Raw genomic sequence first — 23,950 nt, forward strand, 5'->3', positions numbered from 1 at the left:
TCTATCTATAAAATATATTTTATTGGAGGCTTTTACTCAAATGGCAAAAGAAAAATACGATCGTAGTAAACCACACGTTAACATTGGTACTATCGGACACGTTGACCACGGTAAAACTACTTTGACTGCAGCTATCACAACTGTATTGGCACGTCGCTTGCCTTCAGCAGTTAACCAACCTAAAGACTATGCGTCTATCGATGCTGCTCCAGAAGAACGCGAACGCGGTATCACTATCAACACTGCGCACGTTGAGTACGAAACTGAAAAACGTCACTACGCTCACATCGACGCTCCAGGACACGCGGACTACGTTAAAAACATGATCACTGGTGCTGCTCAAATGGACGGAGCTATCCTTGTAGTAGCTTCAACTGACGGACCAATGCCACAAACTCGTGAGCACATCCTTCTTTCACGTCAGGTTGGTGTTAAACACCTTATCGTCTTCATGAACAAAATTGACTTGGTAGACGACGAAGAATTGCTTGAATTGGTTGAAATGGAAATCCGTGACCTCTTGTCAGAATACGACTTCCCAGGTGACGATCTTCCAGTTATCCAAGGTTCAGCTCTTAAAGCTCTTGAAGGTGACTCTAAATACGAAGACATCATCATGGAATTGATGAACACTGTTGATGAGTACATCCCAGAACCAGAACGTGACACTGAAAAACCATTGCTTCTTCCAGTCGAGGACGTATTCTCAATCACTGGACGTGGTACAGTTGCTTCAGGACGTATCGACCGTGGTACTGTTCGTGTCAACGACGAAATCGAAATCGTTGGTATCAAAGAAGAAACTCAAAAAGCAGTTGTTACTGGTGTTGAAATGTTCCGTAAACAACTTGACGAAGGTCTTGCTGGAGATAACGTAGGTGTCCTTCTTCGTGGTGTTCAACGTGACGAAATCGAACGTGGACAAGTTATCGCTAAACCAGGTTCAATCAACCCACACACTAAATTTAAAGGTGAAGTCTACATCCTTACTAAAGAAGAAGGTGGACGTCACACTCCATTCTTCAACAACTACCGTCCACAATTCTACTTCCGTACTACTGACGTTACAGGTTCAATCGAACTTCCTGCAGGTACTGAAATGGTAATGCCTGGTGATAACGTGACTATCGACGTTGAGTTGATCCACCCAATCGCCGTAGAACAAGGTACTACATTCTCTATCCGTGAGGGTGGACGTACTGTTGGTTCAGGTATGGTTACAGAAATCGAAGCTTAATTCGATTAAGTTCCCAGAAGAACAATTATTTAAGTCAGACACTAAAAGAATCTTGCCTTGCAAGGTTCTTTTTTTTCTTCTTATTCTATTTGAAGTGCTTCTACTCTAGCAGTATAATCGTTTTTTTGGTATAATAAAAGTTATGGAAATCGAAAAAACCAATCGTATGAACGCCCTTTTTGAATTTTATGCGGCGCTTTTGACAGACAAGCAGATGAACTATATTGAACTCTATTATGCTGATGATTATAGTCTTGCTGAGATTGCTGAAGAGTTCGGTGTTAGTCGTCAGGCTGTCTATGATAATATCAAGCGGACGGAAAAGATTCTAGAAGATTATGAGATGAAACTGCACATGTATTCGGACTACATTGTCCGCAGTCAGATTTTTGACCAGATCTTGGAGCGTTATCCCAAGGATGACTTTTTGCAGGAGCAGATAGAAGTTTTAACAAGCATTGATAATAGAGAATAAGAGGAAGAAAAATGGCATTTGAAAGTTTAACAGAACGTTTACAGAACGTCTTTAAAAATCTACGTAAAAAAGGAAAAATTTCTGAGGCTGATGTCCAAGAAGCAACCAAAGAGATTCGTTTGGCCTTGCTGGAAGCCGACGTTGCTTTGCCTGTTGTAAAGGACTTTATCAAGAAAGTTCGTGAACGTGCAGTCGGACACGAGGTCATTGATACCCTAAATCCTGCCCAACAGATTATCAAAATCGTTGATGAGGAACTGATAGCTGTTTTAGGTTCTGATACGGCTGCTATTATCAAGTCACCAAAAATTCCAACCATTATCATGATGGTCGGTTTGCAAGGGGCTGGTAAAACGACCTTTGCTGGTAAGCTGGCTAATAAACTCATGAAGGAAGAAAATGCTCGTCCTTTGATGATTGCGGCGGATATTTATCGTCCAGCAGCTATCGATCAGCTGAAAACACTTGGACAGCAGATTGATGTTCCTGTTTTTGCACTTGGAACAGAAGTGCCAGCTGTTGAGATTGTTCGCCAAGGTTTGGAGCAAGCCCAAGCTAATCACAACGACTATGTATTGATCGATACGGCAGGTCGTTTGCAGATTGATGAGCTCTTGATGAATGAGCTTCGTGATGTTAAAGCACTGGCTCAACCAAATGAGATTCTACTCGTCATTGATGCCATGATTGGTCAGGAAGCAGCTAATGTTGCTCGTGAATTCAATGCTCAGTTGGAAGTAACTGGTGTCATCCTTACCAAGATTGATGGAGACACACGTGGTGGTGCGGCTCTGTCTGTTCGTCATATCACTGGTAAACCAATCAAGTTCACTGGTACGGGTGAAAAGATAACAGATATCGAAACCTTCCACCCAGACCGTATGTCAAGCCGTATCCTTGGTATGGGGGATATGTTGACCTTGATTGAGAAAGCTTCTCAGGAATACGATGAGCAAAAAGCCCTTGAAATGGCTGAGAAGATGCGTGAAAACACCTTTGATTTCAATGATTTCATCGATCAATTGGATCAGGTGCAAAATATGGGGCCAATGGAAGACTTACTCAAGATGATTCCAGGTATGGCTAACAATCCGGCCCTTCAAAATATGAAGGTGGATGAGCGTCAGATTGCGCGCAAACGTGCCATCGTATCTTCGATGACACCTGAGGAGCGTGAAAACCCTGATTTGTTAAATCCAAGTCGTCGCCGTCGTATCGCTGCAGGTTCTGGAAATACCTTTGTCGAAGTCAATAAATTCATCAAAGACTTTAACCAGGCTAAACAGCTTATGCAAGGTGTCATGTCTGGGGATATGAACAAGATGATGAAGCAGATGGGAATCAATCCAAATAACCTTCCTAAAAATATGCCAAATATGGGAGGGATGGATATGTCTGCCCTTGAAGGCATGATGGGACAAGGTGGAATGCCCGATATGTCAGCTCTTGGAGGAGCAGGCATGCCAGATATGACCCAGATGTTTGGTGGCGGACTTAAAGGTAAAATTGGCGAATTCGCCATGAAACAGTCTATGAAACGCATGGCCAACAAAATGAAAAAAGCGAAGAAGAAACGCAAATAAAAAAAGGAAAGCAGAAATGCTTTCCCTGCATATAAAAAAGAACTCTGAATCTGATTCAGAGTTCTTTTTAAGTGCGATTGGCCTATTCCCACTCAACAGTTGCAGGTGGCTTACTTGTGATATCGTAGACGATACGGTTAATGTGATCCACTTCATTTACGATACGTACAGAAATCTTTTGAAGGACATCCCAAGGAATTTTGGCAAAGTCAGCTGTCATACCATCGATAGAAGTGATAGCACGAATGGCGATGGTGTAGTCATAAGTACGACCATCACCCATAACACCGACTGAACGAACGCCTGTGTTGACAGTGAAGTATTGCCAGATATCGCGGTCAAGACCAGCTTTAGCGACTTCTTCACGAAGGATAGCATCAGACTCACGAACAGTTTCTAGTTTTTCTTCAGTGATTTCACCCATCACACGGATAGCAAGACCTGGTCCTGGGAATGGTTGGCGCCATACGATGTGGTCTGGCATACCAAGCTCTGTACCAAGGGCACGAACTTCGTCTTTATAAAGAGTGTTCAATGGTTCAATCAATTCAAACTGCATGTCTTCTGGAAGACCACCAACGTTGTGGTGTGATTTGATGGTTTGAGCCGTATCTGTACCAGACTCAATCACGTCAGTGTAAAGCGTTCCCTGAGCAAGGAATTTTACATCTTTTAGCTTGCTTGCTTCGTCATCAAAGACATAAACAAATTCGTTACCGATAATTTTACGTTTTTGTTCAGGGTCAGAAACGCCAGCAAGTTTGTCAAGGAAGCGTTTTGCAGCGTCTGCTTTGACGATATTCAAACCAAACTTACCACCAAGCATGTCCATAACTTGGTCAGCCTCTCCTTTACGGAGAAGACCGTGGTCTACAAAGATACAGATTAATTGATCACCGATCGCTTTTTGAAGAAGAACTCCAACAACAGAAGAGTCAACACCACCTGATAGGCCGAGAAGAACACGCTTGTCACCTACAGTTTCACGGATTTTCTTGATCTGAATATCGATAAAGTTGTCCATTGACCAATCGCCTTTAGCCTTACAGATGTTGAGGGCAAAGTTGCGAAGGATATCATTCCCGTATACAGAATGGCGCACTTCTGGGTGGAATTGGATACCGTAAATATGCTTTTCTGGGTTTTCAATAGCTGCATAAGGACAGTCAGCAGAAGTACCAGTACGAACAAAATTAGCTGGAATCTCTGTTACAGCATCGCCATGGCTCATCAAAACAATCTGTTCTTCAGGTGTCCCTTCAAAGAGGGCGGAAGTGGTATGAGTAAGTGGTGATTGGCCATACTCGCGGTTACCAGCATCACCTGCAGGAACAACTTTTCCTCCAAGTTTATGAGTTAAAAGTTGCATACCATAGCAGATTCCTAAAATTGGAATGCCAAGTTCAAAAATTTCTGGGTCAATATCAAATGAACCATCTTCGTATACAGAGTTTGGTCCACCAGAGAGGATGATCCCTACAGGGTTAATCGCACGAACCTCTGCAGCTGAGATTTTGTGACTTTTTAGCTCTGAAAAAACACCAATTTCACGAATACGGCGGGAAATCAGCTGGTTGTATTGGCTACCATAGTCTAGCACGATGATTTTTTCGACATCTTGCAAATCAGTTGAAATGTTGCTCATCATTTTCCTTTCTCAAAAGAAATATCTTTTTCAATATTCTATCACAAATAGGGGCGAATTACCAACTAAACAAGGCAAAGTTTGACTTTTTCTTAGCAAATACGGTACAATGGAGAAAATAAAGAAAAGAAGTGAGCATCATGTTACCAGCTTATATGAAAATCCACGATCAGATCAAGAAGGATATAGATGAGCATCATTGGAAAATCGGAGAGAGACTTCCAAGTGAGCGAGATTTAGCTGAACAGTTTCAAGTTAGCCGGATGACATTACGCCAGGCTATCTCTCTCTTGGTTGAGGAAGGAGTTTTGGAGCGTCGTGTAGGAAGTGGGACCTTTGTCTCTAGCACTCGTGTTCAAGAAAAAATGCGGGGAACGACTAGTTTTACGGAGATTGTCAAATCTCAAGGGAAAGTCCCTTCTAGCCAGCTCATTTCTTACAGAAGAACCATTCCAAATGAGCAAGAGGTCGCTAAGCTAGGGATTTCTCCGACAGAGAATATTATCCGCATGGAACGGGTGCGTTACGCTGACCAAGTTCCACTAGTCTATGAAGTCGCATCCATTCCTGAGAAATTTATTAAGGATTTTAAAAAAGAAGAAATCACCAGTCATTTCTTCCAAACCTTGCAGCAACATGGCTACCGGATTGGCAAATCCCAACAGACCATTTATGCGAGATTGGCTAAGGAAAAAATTGCTCACTATCTAGAAGTCGAAAAGGGGCATGCCATTTTAGCCTTAACTCAGGTCTCTTATCTTGAAGATGGGACGGCTTTCGAGTATGTAAAGAGTCAATATGTGGGCGAACGCTTTGAATTTTATCTTGAAAATAACTAGTCTAGAAAGGCTAGTTTTTTGTTTTAGATAAGATTAGAATTGTCAAAACAATCTGTCTAGGCTTGATTTTATCTATTATTTACTATAAAATGAGAAGGAAAAACGTCAAACTTTTATATTGCAAATAGGAGAAAAAATGACAAAAACATTAAAACGTCCTGAGGTTTTATCACCTGCAGGGACTTTAGAGAAGCTGAAAGTAGCTGTTCAATATGGTGCGGACGCAGTCTTCATCGGTGGACAGGCCTATGGCCTTCGTAGCCGTGCTGGAAACTTTACTTTTGAACAGATGGAAGAAGGTGTCCAGTTTGCTGCAAAGTACGGTGCCAAGGTCTATGTGGCTGCTAACATGGTTATGCATGAAGGAAACGAAGCTGGTGCTGGAGAATGGTTCCGTAAGTTGCGTGACATTGGGATTGCGGCAGTTATCGTGTCAGATCCGGCCTTGATTATGATTGCAGCAACAGAAGCACCAGGTCTTGAAATCCACCTCTCTACCCAAGCCAGTGCGACGAACTATGAAACGCTTGAATTTTGGAAAGAACTGGGCTTGACTCGTGTCGTTTTGGCGCGTGAGGTCTCAATGGAAGAATTGGCAGAGATTCGCAAACGCACAGACGTAGAGATTGAAGCCTTTGTACATGGAGCGATGTGTATTTCCTACTCAGGTCGCTGTACGCTTTCAAACCACATGAGTATGCGTGATGCCAACCGTGGGGGCTGTTCTCAGTCTTGTCGTTGGAAATACGATCTTTATGACATGCCCTTTGGTCAAGAACGCAAGAGTCTTAAAGGTGAAATTCCTGAAGAATTTTCGATGTCAGCCGTTGACATGTCCATGATTGACCATATTCCAGATATGATTGAAAATGGTGTGGATAGTCTAAAAATTGAAGGTCGTATGAAGTCAATCCACTATGTTTCAACTGTAACCAACTGTTACAAGGCGGCTGTGGATGCTTACCTTGAAAGCCCAGAAAAATTTGAAGCTATTAAACAAGACCTGGTAGATGAGATGTGGAAGGTTGCCCAACGTGAATTGGCAACAGGTTTCTACTATAGCACACCTACAGAAAATGAACAGTTGTTTGGTGCACGTCGTAAAATCCCTGAATACAAGTTTGTCGCTGAGGTGGTTTCTTATGATGAAGCAACCCAGACAGCAACCATTCGTCAACGGAACGTCATCAACGAAGGAGACCAAGTGGAGTTTTACGGACCAGGTTTCCGTCATTTTGAAACTTATATCGAGGATCTTCACGATGCCAAGGGCAATAAAATTGATCGTGCTCCAAATCCAATGGAACTCTTGACAATCAAGGTTCCACAACCTGTTCAAGCTGGGGATATGGTCCGCGCTCTCAAGGAAGGTCTTATCAATCTCTATAAGGAAGATGGAACCAGCGTTACAGTTCGAGCCTAGAGAAGGAAATGTGAATGAATCAAGCACAAGGTTTGTTAGTTGATGATGAAGGAAGATGTATTCATTACCATGGCAAAAAGGACATCGTTTCCCTCCAGTGTTATGAATGCAAAAAATACTACGCATGCTATCAGTGTCACAATACTATGGAGACACATGTTTTTTCGCCCTATCCCTTGGCGCTTTCTGAGGCTCGACCGATCTTATGTGGTGTTTGTAAGAGGACAATGACTTTCCAAGAATACCAAAAACAGATGGCTTGTCCTTACTGCAGTGCTCCATTTAATCCCGGTTGCAAACTTCATCTTTCATTTTATTTTAAATAGACAAAAATGGATCCAAGCTTTAAGCTTGGGCCTTTCATTTTGTTTCAGAAAATATAGTAAAATCAAGAAAAACTCGCAAACTAAAATGTAAAAACTTTCTATAGAATAGGGTAAAAATAGAAAAAATAGAAATAAATTATCTGAAACGCTTTCAACGTAAGTAAAAAGTTGACAAATCAAAATTTTAGGACTAAACTAAGGAAGTAAATTTTAAATAAAAGGAGAATTCGTCATGAATTTAACATTTTTCGGACTTTGTCTTGCCTGTATGGGTGTATCTATTGCTGAAGGAATGATTATGAGTAATCTCTTCAAGTCTGCCGCTCGTCAACCTGAAATTATTAACCAATTACGTAGCCTTTTAATTCTTGGTGTTGCCTTTGTAGAAGGTACCTTCTTTGTAACCCTAGCAATGGCATTTGTCATTAAATAGACAACTCTATTTAGAAATGGAGGTGTCAAACCATGGAAGAAAGTTTGAATCCAACCGTTAATATTGGACCAATATCCTTTGATTTGACCCTGCTTGCCATGTCTCTTGTAACTGTTTTGATGGTTTTTGCCTTTGTCTATTGGGCAAGTCGAAAAATGACCATCCGTCCCAAGGGCAAACAAAATGCTCTTGAGATGATTTATGACTTTGTGGTTAATTTTGCAAAACCAAACATTGGAGATTCATACATCAAGGACTATTCCTTGTTCCTATTTTCTCTATTCTTGTTTATCTTGGTTGCCAATAATATTGGCTTAATGGCAAAAGTACAAACAACAAACGGTTATAACTTGTGGACTTCTCCAACAGCCAACCTTGGATACGATTTATCCCTCTCATTATTGATCACTTTGATCGCTCATGTAGAAGGAGTTCGTCGTAGAGGCGTTAAAGAATATTTGAGAGCATTTGTTACACCTGGCTTTATGACTCCGATGAACATTTTAGAAGAGTTCACCAATTTTGCCTCTTTGGCGATTCGGATATACGGAAATATTTTTGCCGGTGAGGTTTTAGCAGGATTGCTATTGGCCTTGTCACAACATGCCTTGTATTGGTATCCTTTTGCCTTTATTGCAAACATGTTATGGACAGCATTTTCGATTTTCATTTCATGTATTCAAGCTTATGTATTTACCATGTTGTCATCTATGTACATTGGTAAAAAAATAAATGAAGGGGAAGAGTAAGTAGAGGAGGATTAGAAGATGGATTTAACTATTAGTACCATTATTGGTGACTTTATTCTGATCGCTGGTTCCTTCCTTTTATTGATCTTTTTAGTGAAGAAATATGCTTGGGGAAATATTATCAGTGTCTTAGATGAACGCGCTGAAAAGATTTCTTCAGATATTGATGGTGCCGAGGAAGCTCGTAAAAAGGCAGAGGAACTTGCTAGCAAACGTGAAGCTGAGTTAGCAGGTAGCCGTACCGAAGCTAAAACGATTATCGAGAATGCAAAGGAAACAGCTGAGAAAAGTAAAGCAGATATTTTAGCAGATGCTAAAGTAGAAGCAGGTCGTTTAAAAGAGAAGGCGAACCAAGAAATTGCTCAGAATAAAGCTGAAGCTTTGCAAAGTGTTAAGGGAGAAGTGGCAGATTTGACGATTAGTCTCGCTGGTAAAATCATCTCAAAAAACCTTGACAGTCATGCTCATAAGGAACTCATTGATCAGTATATCGATCAGCTAGGAGAAGCCTAATGGACAAGAAAACAGCAAAGGTCATTGAAAAGTACAGCATGCCTTTTGTCCAATTAGTGATTGAAAAAGGAGAAGAGGACCGGATTTTTTCAGACTTGGATCAAATCAAGCAAGTCGCAGAAGAAACGGGCTTACCTTCTTTTTTAGCTCAGGTGGCAGTTGATGAGTCTGATAAGGAAAAAACAGTTGGTTTTTTTCAAGACTCTGTCTCACCTTTAATGCAAAACTTTATTCAGGTTCTGATTTACAATCACAGAGCAAATCTTTTTTATGATATCATTGTTGATTGTTTGAATCGTCTTGAAAGAGAAACCAATCATTTTGTAGTCACGATTTCTTCAGCTCATCCTTTAACGGACGAGCAGAAGGAACGTTTACTTCCCTTGATAGAGAAAAAAATGTCTCTGAAAGTACGGAGTATTAAAGAACAAATTGATGAAGGGCTCATTGGTGGTTTTGTCATTTTTGCTAATCACAAGACAATTGATGTGAGTATAAAACAACAACTTCGAGTTGTTAAAGAAAATTTGAAATAGAAAGTGGTGTTCTTTTGGCAATTAACGCACAAGAAATCAGCGCTTTAATTAAGCAACAAATTGAAAATTTCAAACCCAATTTTGATGTGTCTGAAACAGGTGTTGTAACCTATATCGGGGATGGAATTGCGCGTGCTCACGGTCTTGAAAATGCCATGAGTGGAGAGCTGTTGATCTTTGAAAACGGCTCTTATGGGATGGCGCAAAACTTGGAGTCTACAGACGTTGGGATTATCATCCTTGGAGACTTTACAGATATTCGTGAAGGTGATACCATTCGCCGTACAGGTAAAATTATGGAAGTACCTGTGGGGGACAGCCTGATCGGACGTGTTGTCGACCCACTTGGTCGTCCAGTTGATGGTCTTGGTGATATCCATACTGACAAGACTCGTCCAGTAGAAGCGCCAGCTCCTGGCGTTATGCAACGTAAGTCTGTATCAGAACCATTACAAACAGGTTTGAAAGCTATTGACGCCCTTGTACCGATTGGTCGTGGTCAACGTGAGTTGATTATCGGTGACCGTCAGACAGGGAAAACAACTATTGCGATTGATACAATCTTGAACCAAAAAGGGCAAGATATGATCTGTATCTACGTAGCGATTGGACAAAAAGAATCAACAGTCCGTACACAAGTAGAAACGCTTCGTCAGTACGGTGCCTTGGACTACACGATCGTTGTGACGGCTTCTGCTTCACAACCGTCCCCACTGCTCTTCCTAGCTCCTTATGCTGGAGTTGCTATGGCAGAAGAGTTTATGTACCAAGGGAAGCATGTTTTGATCGTTTATGATGATCTTTCAAAACAAGCGGTCGCTTATCGTGAGCTTTCCCTCTTGCTTCGTCGTCCTCCAGGTCGTGAAGCCTTTCCAGGGGATGTTTTCTACCTCCACAGCCGTTTGCTTGAGCGCTCAGCTAAAGTTTCTGATGAGCTTGGTGGTGGATCAATCACAGCCCTACCATTTATTGAGACACAAGCGGGAGATATCTCTGCCTATATCGCAACCAACGTGATTTCTATCACTGACGGACAAATCTTCCTCGGTGATGGTCTCTTCAATGCGGGTATTCGTCCAGCCATCGATGCGGGGTCATCTGTATCCCGTGTAGGTGGTTCTGCACAAATCAAAGCCATGAAAAAGGTTGCTGGTACACTTCGTATCGACCTTGCTTCATACCGTGAGTTGGAAGCCTTCACTAAGTTTGGTTCTGACTTGGATGCAGCAACACAGGCTAAGTTGAACCGTGGACGTCGTACTGTAGAAGTATTGAAACAACCTGTTCATAAACCACTACCTGTTGAGAAACAAGTAACCATTCTCTATGCTTTGACACATGGTTTCTTGGATACGATTCCTGTGGATGACATTGTTCGTTTTGAGGAAGAGTTCCATACTTTCTTTGATGCTCATTATCCAGAGATTTTGGAAACCATTCGTGAAACAAAAGACTTGCCAGAAGAAGCAGTCTTGGATGCTGCGATTACAGAGTTTCTCAATCAATCCAGCTTCCAATAAGAATAGAGGTGTCAGATGGCAGTATCTCTAAATGATATTAAAACAAAAATCGCCTCAACCAAGAATACGAGTCAAATCACAAATGCCATGCAAATGGTATCGGCTGCCAAGTTAGGTCGCTCTGAAGAAGCAGCGCGCAACTTCCAAGTTTACGCTCAGAAAGTTCGTAAGCTTTTGACGGATATTCTGCATGGTAACGGATCTGGTGGTTCAACCAATCCGATGCTTATCAGTCGCCCAGTTAAGAAAACAGGCTATATCGTTATCACTTCAGACCGTGGCTTGGTTGGAGGTTATAATGCTTCCATCCTTAAAGCCGTTATGGAGTTGAAAGAAGAATACCATCCAGATGGTAAAGATTTTGAGATAATCTGTATCGGTGGTATGGGAGCTGATTTCTTTAAGGCTCGAGGTATTCAGCCAATCTATGAACTACGTGGCTTGGCAGATCAGCCTAGTTTTGATGAAGTTCGTAAAATTATTTCAAAAACGATTGAGATGTACCAAAACGAACTTTTTGATGAATTGTACGTCTGCTACAACCATCATGTCAATACTCTCACAAGTCAGATGCGTGTGGAACAAATGCTTCCAATTGTTGACTTGGATCCAAATGAAGCGGATGAAGAGTATAACTTGACCTTTGAGTTGGAAACGAGCCGTGATGAGATTCTAGAGCAGTTGTTGCCACAGTATGCCGAAAGTATGATTTACGGGGCTATTATCGATGCTAAGACAGCTGAGAATGCTGCAGGTATGACAGCCATGCAAACGGCGACTGATAATGCTAAAAAGGTCATCAATGATTTGACAATCCAGTATAACCGTGCTAGACAGGCGGCGATTACACAAGAAATTACAGAAATTGTAGCAGGTGCTAGTGCCTTAGAATAGGCTCTAGTCCAGCTCGTATGAAAATGAACTTATACTCAATGAAAATCAAAGAGCAAACTAGGAAGCTAGCCGCAGGCTGTACTTGAGTACAGTAAGGCGACGCTGACGTGGTTTGAATTTGATTTTCGAAGAGTATTAGGACCTAGTTGAACTAGGAACCGACAGTATCTTATATAGAATAGGAGAAGGAGATGAGTTCAGGTAAAATTGCTCAGGTTATCGGACCCGTTGTAGATGTTTTGTTTGCAGCAGGGGAAACACTTCCTGAGATTAACAATGCACTTGTCGTCTATAAGAATGACGAAAGAAAAACAAAAATCGTCCTTGAAGTAGCCTTGGAATTGGGAGATGGTATGGTCCGTACTATCGCCATGGAATCAACTGATGGTTTGACTCGTGGAATGGAAGTTTTGGACACAGGCCGTCCAATCTCTGTACCAGTAGGTAAACAAACTTTGGGACGTGTCTTCAATGTTTTGGGAGATACCATCGACTTGGATGCTCCTTTCGCTGAAGACGCTGAGCGTCAGCCAATTCATAAGAAAGCTCCAACTTTTGATGAATTGTCTACCTCATCCGAAATCTTGGAAACTGGGATTAAGGTTATCGACCTTCTTGCCCCTTACCTAAAAGGTGGTAAAGTTGGACTCTTCGGTGGTGCCGGAGTTGGTAAAACTGTCCTGATCCAAGAATTGATTCACAATATTGCCCAAGAACACGGTGGTATTTCAGTATTTACCGGTGTTGGGGAACGTACTCGTGAGGGGAACGACCTTTACTGGGAAATGAAAGAATCAGGCGTTATCGAGAAAACAGCCATGGTATTTGGTCAGATGAATGAGCCACCAGGAGCCCGTATGCGTGTTGCCCTTACTGGTTTGACAATTGCCGAATACTTCCGTGATGTAGAAGGCCAAGATGTGCTTCTTTTCATTGACAATATCTTCCGTTTCACTCAGGCTGGTTCAGAAGTATCTGCCCTTTTGGGACGTATGCCTTCGGCCGTTGGTTATCAACCAACCCTTGCTACGGAAATGGGTCAATTACAAGAACGAATCACATCAACTAAGAAGGGTTCTGTAACCTCTATTCAGGCTATCTATGTGCCAGCGGATGACTATACTGACCCAGCGCCAGCAACGGCCTTCGCTCACTTGGATTCAACTACAAACTTGGAACGTAAGTTGGTACAGTTGGGTATCTACCCAGCAGTTGACCCATTGGCTTCAAGCTCTCGTGCCTTGGCACCTGAAATCGTTGGTGAGGAGCACTATGCAGTTGCTGCGGAAGTCAAACGTGTCCTTCAACGTTACCATGAATTGCAAGATATCATTGCTATCCTTGGTATGGATGAACTCTCTGATGAAGAAAAAACCTTGGTTGCACGTGCCCGTCGTATCCAGTTCTTCTTGTCTCAGAACTTCAACGTTGCCGAACAATTTACTGGCCAACCTGGTTCTTATGTACCAGTAGCGGAAACAGTTCGTGGCTTTAAGGAAATCCTTGAAGGAAAACATGACCAGCTACCAGAAGATGCCTTCCGTGGTGTCGGTTCAATTGAAGACGTCATTGCTAAGGCAGAGAAAATGGGATTTTAAGAGGTGATCTATGGCTCATTTAACTGTCCAGATCGTGACACCAGATGGCCTCGTCTATGATCACCATGCCAGCTTTGTATCGGTACGAACTCTGGATGGTGAGATGGGGATCTTGCCACGACATGAAAATATGATTGCGGTTTTAGCGGTTGATGAAGTAAAGGTAAAACGAATCGATGATGATACTCATGTGAACTGGATTGCAGTGAACGGAGGAATTATCGAGATTGCCAATGACATCATTACCATTGTAGCTGACTCAGCAGAGCGTGCTCGTGATATCGATATCAGTCGGGCGGAACGCGCGAAACTTCGAGCTGAACGAGAAATCGAAGAAGCTCATGACAAGCACTTGATTGACCAAGAACGTCGTGCAAAAATCGCATTGCAACGTGCTATCAACCGTATCAATGTCGGAAATAGACTATAAAAAAATGAACTTGAAACTCAAGTTCATTTTTTTAATGTGGGAAGTTGATGCAGACTGCTTCAGGGACATGGAAGTCGTTAGAAAGTTCTGCAAGACGACCACTTTTAGGATTGCGCTTAAAAACGGTTGCGTTATCAGAATCTTGATGAACAGCAATGAGAAACTCTTGATCAGGACTTAGGTCGAAATCACGTGGATTTTTACCATGGCTTGGTACAATCTCTAATAATTCTAAACTACCATCAGCTAGAATTGTATAGACTGCAATGGAATCATGACCTCGGTTGGATGCATAGAGGTATTTGCCATCTTTTGAAAGACGAATGGCAGCAGTAGCATTAAAGCCTTCGTATCCATCTGGTAAGGTTGAAATAACTTGCATGCGTTCAAATTCACCAACCCCATCATAAATCAAGACCTCTATCGTACTATTAAGTTCGCAGATGAGATAGGCAATTTTATAGTGGTGGTGGAAAACGATGTGGCGAGCACCTGCTCCAGCTTGGCTGTGATAAGTGTAGAGTATACTTAGTTTTCCTTCTGGACTAACATCGTAGGTCGTTACTTCATCCGTACCTAGATCACAGGTGACGAGGTACTGATCAGGTGTTAGATCTGTATAGTGTACATGTGGGGAAGTTTGGTTTTCATGAGGACCTTGTCCGCTATGCTGATCTAGATCCGTTTGGATGAGGCTACCATCTGCTTGACGTTTATAGACTAGAACTTGACCTTTATGATAGTTGGCTCCATAAACGAGATTACGCTTTTCATCCACTGCAACATAGCAATGGGGAGCGCCTTCTTCAACCACATGATTTAGCAAAGCGCCATCTGTCTTGTAAGCAGCGATTCCACCTAAGCCATCCTGGTTCCCTACAGTGTATAAGTGTTGCTGTTGGTCAAAGGCAAGGTAGGTCGGACCTGGTTCAGCAGCAAAAAGTTCAAGATTTGCAAGCTGGCCTGTTTCTGTATCAAAATCTGCCTTGTAAATCCCTTTAGATAAGCGACGAGTGTAAGTTCCAAAATAAACAGTTTCTTTCATGTCCATACCTCTTAATAATGATAAGTTCATTATACCACAAAATGGCAGTCATGAAGCACTAGATTCATCCATGTAAGCACTTTAAAAAAGAGTTATTTTAGTCTAAAAATGGTATAATGAGAGAACGACAGAAAGGATGTATTTATGGAACATAAAGAGAAACATTTTAGCCTATCTTGGTTCTTCAAGTGGTTTTTAGATAACAAAGCAATCACTGTATTTTTAGTAACCTTGTTACTGGGGCTGAACATTTTCATTCTAAGTAAGATTAGTTTTATCTTTTTACCCGTTTTAGACTTTTTAGGGGTTGTCATGTTGCCAGTTATTTTATCTGGTTTACTTTATTACCTCCTCAATCCGATTGTTGACTGGATGGAGAAGCACAAGATCAATCGTATCCTTGCCATTAGTATTGTTTTTGTTATTATCGGACTCTTTATCATTTGGGGATTGGCAGTCGCAATTCCTAATCTGCAACGCCAAGTCTTAAATTTTGCGAAGAATGTACCGACATACCTGGAAGATGCTGATAAGGTAATCAATGACCTTGTAACCAAACGCTTGCCAGATGATTTTAGACCACAGTTGGAGCAGGTTCTTGCCAATGTTTCTAGTGAAGCGACCATGTGGGCCAGCAAAATCTCTTCTCAAGCCGTTAACTGGGTTAGCGCCTTTATCAGTAGCGTTTCCCAAGTTATTGTTGCGGTAATTATCGTACCATTCATGCTCTTTTATCTCTTGCGCGATGGAAAAGGTCTACGAGACTATTTGACTAAGTTTATTCCAACCAAGTTAAAAGAACCTGTGGGTGAAATCCTATCAGATGTCAATAAACAGCTGTCAAACTATGTTAGAGGACAAGTTACAGTTGCTATTATTGTAGCTATCATGTTTACTATTTTCTTTAAGATTATCGGTTTACGCTACGCTGTCACTCTAGGTGTAACGGCTGGTATTCTAAATCTAGTCCCTTATCTAGGTAGTTTCCTCGCCATGCTACCTGCTTTGGTTTTAGGCTTGATTGCAGGACCTGTGATGCTTTTGAAAGTGATTATTGTCTTTATTGTTGAACAAACGATTGAAGGTCGCTTCGTTTCTCCGCTTATTTTAGGTAGTCAGCTAAACATCCATCCAATCAATGTCCTCTTTGTTCTCCTAACTTCAGGTTCTATGTTTGGTATTTGGGGAGTCTTGCTGGGAATTCCTGTCTATGCTTCTGCCAAGGTTGTTATCTCAGCTATCTTTAACTGGTATAAAAAAGTCAGCGGTCTGTATGAAGAAGAAGGTGAGGAAATCAAGAGTGAACAATAGTCAACGCATGCTCCAGGCTTTGGATGAACAGGATTTAACCAAGGCGGATCAGTATTGTCACAAAGCCCTCGAAACTGATTCAAGTGAAGTTCTTTACGAACTAGCAAGCTATCTAGAGGGAATTGGATTTTATCCTCAAGCAAAAGAAATTTACCAAAATATCATTACAGAATTTCCAGAAGTGAATCTGAACTTGGCCAGCATTGCTAGCGAGGATGGCAATGTTGAGGAAGCCTTTGCTTACCTTGAGGAAATCACATCTGAAAGTGACTGGTACGTATCGGCCTTGGCCCTAAAGGCCGACCTCTATCAGTTGGAAGGATTGACAGATGTAGCGCGTGAAAAGTTACTAGAAGCCTTAAATTACTCAGATGATGCCTTATTAGTTTTTGGTTTGGCTGAGTTAGATAGTGAGTTAGGAAATTATCAGGAAGCCATTCAGGGCTATGCTCAGTTAGACAATCGCTCAATTTATGAGCAAACTGGTGTCTCAACCTATCAGAGAATTGGCTACGCTTATGCCCAGTTAGGCAAGTTTGAAGCCGCAACTGAATTCTTAGAAAAAGCTATAGAACTAGAGTACGATGACCAAACTGCCTTCGAACTGGCTAGTCTTTACTTTGATCAAGAAGAGTATCAAAAATCTGTTCTTTACTTTAAGCAGATTGATACCATTTCACCTGATTTTGAAGGATATGAGTATGGTTATAGTCAAGCCTTGCATAAGGAACATCAGGTGGAAGAGGCCCTTCGTATCGCTAAACAAGGTTTGGAGAAAAATCCGTTTGAAACTCGGCTCTTACTAGCTGCTTCACAGTTTTCGTATGAATTGCATAATCCTAGTGGTGCTGAGCAGTTTCTTCTTACTGCCAAAGAAGATGCAGAGGATACAGAAGAAATATTCCTTCGCCTTGCAACCATTTATATGGAACAAGAGCGGTATGAAGATATCATTGCTCTCCAAAGTCAAGAACCTGAAAATTTCCTGACCAAGTGGATGATTGCCCGTTCTTACCAGGAAATCGAGGATTTAGATAAGGCCTATGAGCTCTATCAACAACTATCGTCTGACCTCAAGGATAATCCTGAATTTCTGGAGCAGTATACTTATCTCCTGCGTGAATTGGGGTATTTTGAAGAAGCCAAGATACAAGCTGAAGCTTATTTAAAAATCGTTCCAGATGATGTTCAGATGCAAGAACTCTTAGAAACACTTTAAAAGTTATCTCTCTAAAAAAAAACGTATCCGTCAATTTGGCAGATACGTTTTTTGAGGGAAAATAGAATTTTTTTGCAAAAACCCTTGCTAAATTGTTTATTTATGCTATAATAGGAACAATAATTTTTAGGAGGTGCAGTATGTCTTATATGTTTGAGATATTACCAAGTTTATTGAACGGTGCAAGTATGACTCTTCAAGTCTTTGCTCTGGTTTTAATTTTTTCAATTCCTTTAGGTATTGTCGTTGCCTTTGCTTTACAAATCCGCTGGAAACCCCTCCATTATCTGATTGACCTTTATATTTGGGTGATGCGAGGAACTCCCTTGCTCTTGCAATTAATCTTTATTTACTATGTTATCCCTAGCATTGGAATACGTTTAGATCGTCTTCCTGCTGCTGTGATTGCTTTTGTATTAAATTATGCAGCCTACTTTGCTGAAATCTTTCGTGGTGGGATTGAAACCATTCCAAAAGGGCAGTATGAGGCTGCAAAAGTGTTAAAATTTAGCCCCTTTGCTACAGTTCGCTATATCATCCTTCCTCAAGTGACAAAGATTGTCTTACCGAGTGTTTTTAATGAAATTATGAGTTTGGTCAAGGATACTTCTTTGGTTTATGCCCTTGGGATCTCAGATTTGATTTTAGCTAGTCGGACAGCAGCCAATCGAGATGCCAGTCTTGTTCCTATGTTTTTAGCTGGAGCGATTTATTTGATTATGATTGGTCTCGTAACCATTGTAGCGAAAAAACTTGAGAAGAAGTACAGTTATTACAGATAGGAGGATTGCTATGTTAGAATTACGAAACATCAACAAGGCCTTTGCTGGCAAACAAATCTTAACCAACTTCAGCCTATCTATTCCCGAAAAGCAAATCCTTGCAATCGTAGGTCCATCAGGAGGCGGAAAGACCACCTTGTTACGTATGCTAGCTGGATTGGAAACCATCGATTCTGGGGAAATCTACTATAACGGAGAATCGCTAGCTATAGACGAACTAGAAAAGCGCAATCTTCTGGGATTTGTTTTCCAAGATTTTCAACTCTTTCCGCATTTGTCAGTTCTAGATAACTTAACCTTGTCGCCCATAAAAACGATGAGTATGGAGAAGGAAGTTGCAGAGAAGAAGGCGCGTGGCTTGTTAGAACAACTTGGGTTGGCAGGACATGCAGATGCCTTTCCATTCTCACTTTCAGGTGGGCAAAAACAACGGGTAGCCTTAGCGCGCGCCATGATGATAAACCCAGAAATTATTGGGTATGATGAGCCTACATCAGCCTTAGACCCAGAATTGCGATTAGAAGTAGAAAAACTTATCCTTCAAAATAAAGAACGTGGGATGACCCAGATTGTTGTGACGCACGACCTTCAGTTTGCAGAAAATATTGCTGATCAGATCCTTAAGGTTGATCCAAAGTAGGAGGTGTCTATGAAGAGAAAGAAAATTGCCCTTGTACTTGCTCTGCTCTGTAGCTTCTTCCTGATGGCTTGTACTCAGAAGGCAAGTGATCCAAATCAGGATAACTGGGCCAAATATCAAAAGCAGGGTAGCATTACCATTGGCTTTGACAATACCTTTGTTCCCATGGGATTTGAGGAAAAGAATGGCCAGTATGAGGGCTTTGATATTGACCTAGCCCAAGCTGTCTCTGAAAAGCTAGGGATTCAGATTAAATTTCAACCCATCGATTGGGATATGAAAGAAACCGAACTACAAAATGGTACCATTGATGCCATTTGGAATGGCTATACAGCTACAGATGAACGGAAAGAGAAGGTTGCTTTTACCATTCCTTACATGGAAAATCAACAAGTTTTGGTCTCTAAAAAGTCTCAAAATATTCACTCAATTCAGGATATGACAGACAAAATTTTAGGGGCCCAGGCTGGATCTTCTGGCTATTTGAATTTTGAACGACAACCAGAACTACTCAAGAATCGAGTGAGAGATCAGAAGGCCAATCAATACCAAAGTTTCAATGAAGCCTTGATTGATTTAAAAAATGATCGGATTGATGCCCTGTTGATTGACCGAGTATATGCTAATTATTATCTCCAGTCTGAAGGGATATTAGGTGACTACAATGTCTTTTCAGCTGGATTTGAAAGTGAAGCTTTTGCAGTGGGTGTTAGACCTGCTGATAAAACATTGCTAGCTGCATTGAACCAAGCCTTTATCTCACTATACCAAGAAGGAAAATTCCAGGAAATCAGCCAGAAATGGTTTGGGGAAGATGTAGCCACCAGTCAAGTTAAAAATCAAGAATAAGAAAAGAGATTGAGTTTTTCCTCAGTCTCTTTTTGCATCGAAAAATCCTCTGGAAAGTACCAGAGGATAAGGGTTTATACTCAATGAAAATCAAAGAGCAAACTAGGAAGCTAGCTGCAGGCTGCTCAAAACACTGTTTTGAGGTTGTAGATAAGACTGACAAAGTCAGGAATATATATATACGGCAAGGCAACGCTGACGTGGTTTGAAGAGATTTTCGAAGAGAATTATTTCATTGTTGGGAAGAGCAATACATCACGGATAGTAGTTGTATCAGTAAGGAGCATGCAGAGACGGTCGATACCGATACCCAAACCACCTGTTGGTGGCATACCGTATTCAAGGGCCTCGATGTAATCGTAGTCAATACCAGTTGCTTCGTCGTCACCAAGTTCTTTGGCTTTTGCTTGGGCTTCAAAACGGCTAAGTTGGTCGATTGGGTCGTTCAACTCAGTAAAGGCATTACCGTACTCCTTAGTCATGATGAAGAGCTCAAAACGGTCAGTAAAGCGGTCGTCTTCAGGATTTTTCTTAGCGAGTGGAGACACAGCTACTGGATGTCCGTAGACAAAGGTTGGTTGGATTAAGGTTTCTTCAACAAATTCTTCAAAGAAGGCATTGATGATGTGACCAACTTCAGTGTAGTGTTTCTCAACTGGAACTTTCTTCTCAGCAGCGATAGCTTTAGCTTCTTCCAAAGTCATATCTTGCCAGAAATCAACACCAGTAATTTCCTTGATAGCATCCACCATGTGAACGCGTTTAAATGGTTCGTTGATTTTGATTTCAGTCCCTTGATAGTTTACTGAACCATCCCCCTTAACTGCCTTAGCAGCGTGTTGGATAATACCTTCCGTCAAGTCCATGATATCTTGGAAATCTGCATAAGCTTGGTAAACCTCGATAGAAGTAAACTCAGGGTTATGAGTAGCATCCATTCCTTCGTTACGGAAGATACGGCCAATTTCATAGACACGTTCCATACCACCAACGATAAGGCGTTTCAAGTGAAGCTCAGTCGCAATACGAAGCACCATGTCAATGTTTTGTGCATTGTGGTGAGTGATAAATGGACGAGCAGCAGCACCACCAGCTTCGTTGTGAAGAACAGGTGTTTCCACTTCAAGGAATCCTTTTTGGTCCAGGTAACGACGGATTTCAGAGATAATTTTTGAACGAGTAACAAAGCGTTCAAAGCTTTCGCGGTTAGAAATCAAGTCAAGGTAACGTTTACGGTAAATTGTTTCAACGTCTGTTAAACCGTGGAATTTCTCAGGAAGTGGGCGAAGGGCTTTAGACAAGTGAGTGATGTGTGTAGCCTTAATAGATAGTTCTCCCATATCGGTACGCATGACTTCACCTTCGACACCAAGGAAGTCTCCGAGGTCAGCCTTTTTGAAGATTTCGTAGTTTTCTTCACCGACTTCGTCTTTACGAACGTAGATCTGGATTTGACCTTCTCGGTCTTGAAGATGGGCAAAGCCAACTTTTCCTTTTCCACGTTTAGTTACTAAGCGTCCAGCGATAGTAGCAGTTTCATTTAATTCATGTAATTGTTCTTTATCAAGTTCTGCAAATTTGTCTTTAAGCTCTTGTGAGTTAGCAGTACGTTCAAAACGTTTACCGAAAGGATCGATTCCTTGTTCACGGAGCGCAGCCATTTTTTCACGGCGAACGATCTGCTGGTCATTTAGTTCTTCCATATGTTCTGTAGACATGGGTTCCTCCTAATTTTACTCAAAATTTGATACGATGAGTCATTTTTTGCGATACTCCCATTTTATCATAAATAGCAGAGAAATTCACGGATATTCTTTGAAAACTAAAAAGAACTTGACTATTAAGATCAAGTTCCATTATTTTCTTTGATAGGAAGTGTCATTCCATCTTTCCAGAGTGAAGGATTCAAAATCCTCAGTGTCCAAAATTGTCAAACTAGCATTGGCTAAGCCCCCATCTTTGCGAAGGTGAGCCTCTTTATAACCTAGAAGTGTCCGTAGGCTAGCAGTGAGATTTGCACCATGACCCACGATCAGGATTCTTTCAGCCTCGCTCTCTTTCAGAGATTTGATAAACTGAATGGTCCTCTTGGTAGTACTGTAAAGGGATTCCGCTTCAAACATCCTCGTATCAAACTGAGCCAGATTAGAGCGAAAGGCCTTGATTTGTTGTGGGTAGATGGCATTGAGCGTAGCGATTTTTAATCCCTCTAGTTTGCCAAGTTGCCATTCACGTAGGTCAGGAATGCTCTTTAAAGGACAAGGGGACTGGAGTTGACTTTGGATAATTTCAGCAGATTTGACTGCTCTGGGTAAATCACTTGAATATATCTTATCAAAAGGAATATCCTTAAGATACTGGCCAAGTTGTTTTAGGGTGTCAATGGCTTCCGGAAGAAGGGGTGAGTCGCCACTAGCACCTTGAAAACGTCCTTCAAGATTCCAGAGAGTGCGACCATGACGAACAAAATAGAGTTTCATTACTTACTTTCCTCCAAGATATCAGCAAAATCCGCTTTTACAAAGCTGGCTAAGTCTTGGGGAGCAATGATAATACTATGCCCGACTTCCCCAGCAGAGACGATCATTTGGTCCAAATCCAAAGCAGTCTTATCAATAAAAATTGGATAATTGTGTTTTTGGCGAATGCCGACAGGGTTATTTGCCCCATGAATGTAGCCTGTCGTTTTTTCTAGATCTTTTTGTGGAATCATGTCCACTTTTTTATTGCCAGAAACCTTTGCTAGTTTTTTCTCGGCGAGGTGTTCTGTTATGGGAACGATTCCGATGATTGGACCTGTCTTGTCTCCCAGTAGAGCCAAGGTTTTAAAGATTTGGTTTCTGTCGTATTCAGGAGGAAGTTCTCCTTCAAGCGCATTAATTTGAATACCAGTATGGTCAATACCTGCCTTGGTCAAGATTTGTTCGACCAAGGTTTTTTTTATCTTGACTTTTTTTGCCATTATTTATACTTATCCTCCAATTGACTCATCCAGATACCAAGCCAGATACCAAGCGCAAAGAAGAAGGCAACCAGAACATAGCTCACAATGGAAAGTCCAGAGTATTGGATACTTTCAGCATTTCCAGCATTTGGAATCAAAATTAAAAGAGTACTTGAAAGAACAATACCGATGATAAAGTGATAAACACGGGAGTGATAGTTGTTCAAGGCGTGGTCCATTAATTTTGAAAAAATGATGAGGGTTGCACCTGCACCAATTCCGATAGGAAGGAAGGTTCCAAATAAATCAAAGCTCTTAAAACCAGTGAGCATTGGAGCGTACAGTCCCAAAATCAAGAGTAGATTTGACGGACTTAAACCAGGTACCAAGATACCAAGTGCCAACAGAGCCCCCGCTAAGATGAAGCTAGCGAAACTGGCACTGAGTGAACCAACAACAAAGTTTAGCACGTAGAGTCCTAGGCCTGAAAGGATAAAGGTAGTCCAGAACCAAACTAGGTCGATCTTATCACGATCAGATTCTCGAGTAGATTCTTTAAGGAGGCTTGGAACTGTACCGATGATAGCTCCAGCAAAACTCCATAAAACATAGACCTGGTAATTTTCTAGCAGATACTCGATTGGATAAGAAAACAAACCAATGCCTAGCAACATCCCGATTGCTACTGGGATAAAGTATAGGACATTCGCTTTAAAATCCTTAAAGGGATGAGCCAGAAAGCTAATCATTCGCTCGTAGATCCCCAAAATCGCTGCTAAAACACCACCTGAAATTCCTGGTAAGATAAATCCTAAAGCGATGACAATTCCTTTAATAACTCTTGCAATCCATGAAAACATCATAAAATCCTCAACTTGATAAAATTCTTTCTCTATTCTATCAATTATAACACAGACGAGAAGAAAATGAAAAAACAAGTGAAAAAGAGAGCAATTTTC

At 41.4% G+C, this 23,950-nt stretch carries 25 protein-coding genes; 19 read left to right on the top strand and 6 right to left on the bottom strand.

Going from position 1 to position 23,950, the window contains the following annotated elements; translation table 11 throughout:
- Positions 1–40 precede the first annotated feature (40 nt).
- The 3 genes from tuf (at position 41) to ffh (ending at position 3,295) form a co-directional block, all read left to right on the top strand.
- A complete protein-coding gene (gene tuf / locus ACLV7H_RS04715) occupies positions 41–1,237 on the top strand; it encodes an elongation factor Tu (RefSeq protein ID WP_001040720.1) in 1,197 nt (398 codons plus the stop codon).
- 142 nt (positions 1,238–1,379) lie between these two features.
- Complete coding sequence (locus ACLV7H_RS04720) at positions 1,380–1,712, top strand: putative DNA-binding protein (RefSeq protein ID WP_000402068.1); 333 nt, start codon at positions 1,380–1,382, stop codon at positions 1,710–1,712.
- Positions 1,713–1,723: 11 nt separating this feature from the next.
- On the top strand, positions 1,724–3,295 hold the full coding sequence (gene ffh / locus ACLV7H_RS04725; protein ID WP_411866501.1) for a signal recognition particle protein: 1,572 nt from the start codon (positions 1,724–1,726) through the stop codon (positions 3,293–3,295).
- An 82-nt stretch (positions 3,296–3,377) separates the two neighbouring features.
- On the opposite strand, the gene guaA is transcribed toward ffh, so the two are convergent.
- Positions 3,378–4,940 (bottom strand): glutamine-hydrolyzing GMP synthase, encoded by a 1,563-nt coding sequence (gene guaA / locus ACLV7H_RS04730; protein ID WP_411866502.1) that lies wholly within the window; start codon positions 4,938–4,940, stop codon positions 3,378–3,380.
- Between the two features lie 140 nt (positions 4,941–5,080).
- On the opposite strand from guaA, the gene ACLV7H_RS04735 reads away from it, so the two are divergent.
- From ACLV7H_RS04735 to ACLV7H_RS04785, 11 genes are all read left to right on the top strand, one after another.
- Positions 5,081–5,779, top strand: coding sequence for a GntR family transcriptional regulator (locus ACLV7H_RS04735; RefSeq protein WP_235096397.1), 699 nt, complete (start codon positions 5,081–5,083; stop codon positions 5,777–5,779).
- Between the two features lie 136 nt (positions 5,780–5,915).
- On the top strand, positions 5,916–7,202 hold the full coding sequence (locus ACLV7H_RS04740; RefSeq protein WP_411866503.1) for a peptidase U32 family protein: 1,287 nt from the start codon (positions 5,916–5,918) through the stop codon (positions 7,200–7,202).
- A gap of 14 nt (positions 7,203–7,216) precedes the next feature.
- The gene (locus tag ACLV7H_RS04745) at positions 7,217–7,528 is read left to right on the top strand and encodes a CHY zinc finger protein (protein ID WP_411866504.1); all 312 of its coding nucleotides are present in this window, start codon (positions 7,217–7,219) and stop codon (positions 7,526–7,528) included.
- Positions 7,529–7,760: 232 nt separating this feature from the next.
- Positions 7,761–7,961: a F0F1 ATP synthase subunit C gene (locus ACLV7H_RS04750; RefSeq protein ID WP_045591509.1), complete on the top strand. Its 201-nt coding sequence runs from the start codon at positions 7,761–7,763 to the stop codon at positions 7,959–7,961.
- 32 nt (positions 7,962–7,993) lie between these two features.
- Entirely contained in the window at positions 7,994–8,710 is a 717-nt protein-coding gene (gene atpB, locus ACLV7H_RS04755; protein ID WP_045591508.1) for a F0F1 ATP synthase subunit A, read from the top strand.
- 18 nt (positions 8,711–8,728) lie between these two features.
- Positions 8,729–9,223, top strand: coding sequence for a F0F1 ATP synthase subunit B (gene atpF / locus ACLV7H_RS04760; protein ID WP_045591507.1), 495 nt, complete (start codon positions 8,729–8,731; stop codon positions 9,221–9,223).
- Positions 9,223–9,759: a F0F1 ATP synthase subunit delta gene (locus ACLV7H_RS04765; RefSeq protein ID WP_038806143.1), complete on the top strand. Its 537-nt coding sequence runs from the start codon at positions 9,223–9,225 to the stop codon at positions 9,757–9,759. Before atpF ends, ACLV7H_RS04765 begins: the two co-directional genes overlap by 1 nt.
- 14 nt (positions 9,760–9,773) lie before the next feature.
- Complete coding sequence (atpA, locus tag ACLV7H_RS04770; protein ID WP_000996617.1) at positions 9,774–11,279, top strand: F0F1 ATP synthase subunit alpha; 1,506 nt, start codon at positions 9,774–9,776, stop codon at positions 11,277–11,279.
- Between the two features lie 15 nt (positions 11,280–11,294).
- Positions 11,295–12,173 carry a F0F1 ATP synthase subunit gamma gene (locus ACLV7H_RS04775; RefSeq protein ID WP_045591501.1) on the top strand — a complete coding sequence of 293 codons (879 nt, stop codon included), beginning with the start codon at positions 11,295–11,297 and terminating at the stop codon, positions 12,171–12,173.
- A 191-nt stretch (positions 12,174–12,364) separates the two neighbouring features.
- Positions 12,365–13,771, top strand: coding sequence for a F0F1 ATP synthase subunit beta (atpD, locus tag ACLV7H_RS04780; protein ID WP_045591499.1), 1,407 nt, complete (start codon positions 12,365–12,367; stop codon positions 13,769–13,771).
- A 10-nt stretch (positions 13,772–13,781) separates the two neighbouring features.
- Entirely contained in the window at positions 13,782–14,201 is a 420-nt protein-coding gene (locus ACLV7H_RS04785) for a F0F1 ATP synthase subunit epsilon (RefSeq protein ID WP_000940836.1), read from the top strand.
- Between the two features lie 31 nt (positions 14,202–14,232).
- Here the strand turns inward: ACLV7H_RS04785 and ACLV7H_RS04790 are convergent, their stop codons facing one another.
- Positions 14,233–15,246 (bottom strand): lactonase family protein, encoded by a 1,014-nt coding sequence (locus ACLV7H_RS04790; RefSeq protein WP_411866505.1) that lies wholly within the window; start codon positions 15,244–15,246, stop codon positions 14,233–14,235.
- Positions 15,247–15,390: 144 nt separating this feature from the next.
- On the opposite strand from ACLV7H_RS04790, the gene ACLV7H_RS04795 reads away from it, so the two are divergent.
- The 5 genes from ACLV7H_RS04795 to ACLV7H_RS04815 all read left to right on the top strand — a co-directional run bounded on the left by ACLV7H_RS04795 (position 15,391) and on the right by ACLV7H_RS04815 (position 20,047).
- Positions 15,391–16,557 carry an AI-2E family transporter gene (locus tag ACLV7H_RS04795; protein WP_411866506.1) on the top strand — a complete coding sequence of 389 codons (1,167 nt, stop codon included), beginning with the start codon at positions 15,391–15,393 and terminating at the stop codon, positions 16,555–16,557.
- Positions 16,547–17,776 carry a tetratricopeptide repeat protein gene (locus tag ACLV7H_RS04800; protein WP_411866507.1) on the top strand — a complete coding sequence of 410 codons (1,230 nt, stop codon included), beginning with the start codon at positions 16,547–16,549 and terminating at the stop codon, positions 17,774–17,776. Before ACLV7H_RS04795 ends, ACLV7H_RS04800 begins: the two co-directional genes overlap by 11 nt.
- A gap of 140 nt (positions 17,777–17,916) precedes the next feature.
- Positions 17,917–18,558, top strand: a complete 642-nt coding sequence (locus ACLV7H_RS04805; protein WP_411866508.1) for an amino acid ABC transporter permease — start codon at positions 17,917–17,919, stop codon at positions 18,556–18,558.
- A gap of 10 nt (positions 18,559–18,568) precedes the next feature.
- On the top strand, positions 18,569–19,198 hold the full coding sequence (locus ACLV7H_RS04810) for an amino acid ABC transporter ATP-binding protein (protein WP_000891736.1): 630 nt from the start codon (positions 18,569–18,571) through the stop codon (positions 19,196–19,198).
- A 9-nt stretch (positions 19,199–19,207) separates the two neighbouring features.
- Positions 19,208–20,047: an amino acid ABC transporter substrate-binding protein gene (locus tag ACLV7H_RS04815; protein ID WP_411866509.1), complete on the top strand. Its 840-nt coding sequence runs from the start codon at positions 19,208–19,210 to the stop codon at positions 20,045–20,047.
- A 227-nt stretch (positions 20,048–20,274) separates the two neighbouring features.
- Here ACLV7H_RS04815 and lysS read toward each other — a convergent pair whose 3' ends face one another.
- From lysS to ACLV7H_RS04835, 4 genes are all read right to left on the bottom strand, one after another.
- Complete coding sequence (gene lysS, locus ACLV7H_RS04820; protein ID WP_411866510.1) at positions 20,275–21,765, bottom strand: lysine--tRNA ligase; 1,491 nt, start codon at positions 21,763–21,765, stop codon at positions 20,275–20,277.
- Positions 21,766–21,903: 138 nt separating this feature from the next.
- On the bottom strand, positions 21,904–22,527 hold the full coding sequence (locus tag ACLV7H_RS04825; RefSeq protein WP_411866511.1) for a histidine phosphatase family protein: 624 nt from the start codon (positions 22,525–22,527) through the stop codon (positions 21,904–21,906).
- Complete coding sequence (locus ACLV7H_RS04830) at positions 22,527–23,009, bottom strand: aminoacyl-tRNA deacylase (protein ID WP_411866512.1); 483 nt, start codon at positions 23,007–23,009, stop codon at positions 22,527–22,529. Before ACLV7H_RS04830 ends, ACLV7H_RS04825 begins: the two co-directional genes overlap by 1 nt.
- Positions 23,009–23,851 (bottom strand): DUF368 domain-containing protein, encoded by an 843-nt coding sequence (locus tag ACLV7H_RS04835; protein WP_411867071.1) that lies wholly within the window; start codon positions 23,849–23,851, stop codon positions 23,009–23,011. The genes ACLV7H_RS04830 and ACLV7H_RS04835 overlap by 1 nt, the downstream gene beginning before the upstream one ends.
- Positions 23,852–23,950 lie beyond the last annotated feature (99 nt).

It is taken from the genome of Streptococcus oralis (genome assembly GCF_965111685.1).
Lineage (GTDB): Bacteria > Bacillota > Bacilli > Lactobacillales > Streptococcaceae > Streptococcus > Streptococcus oralis_B.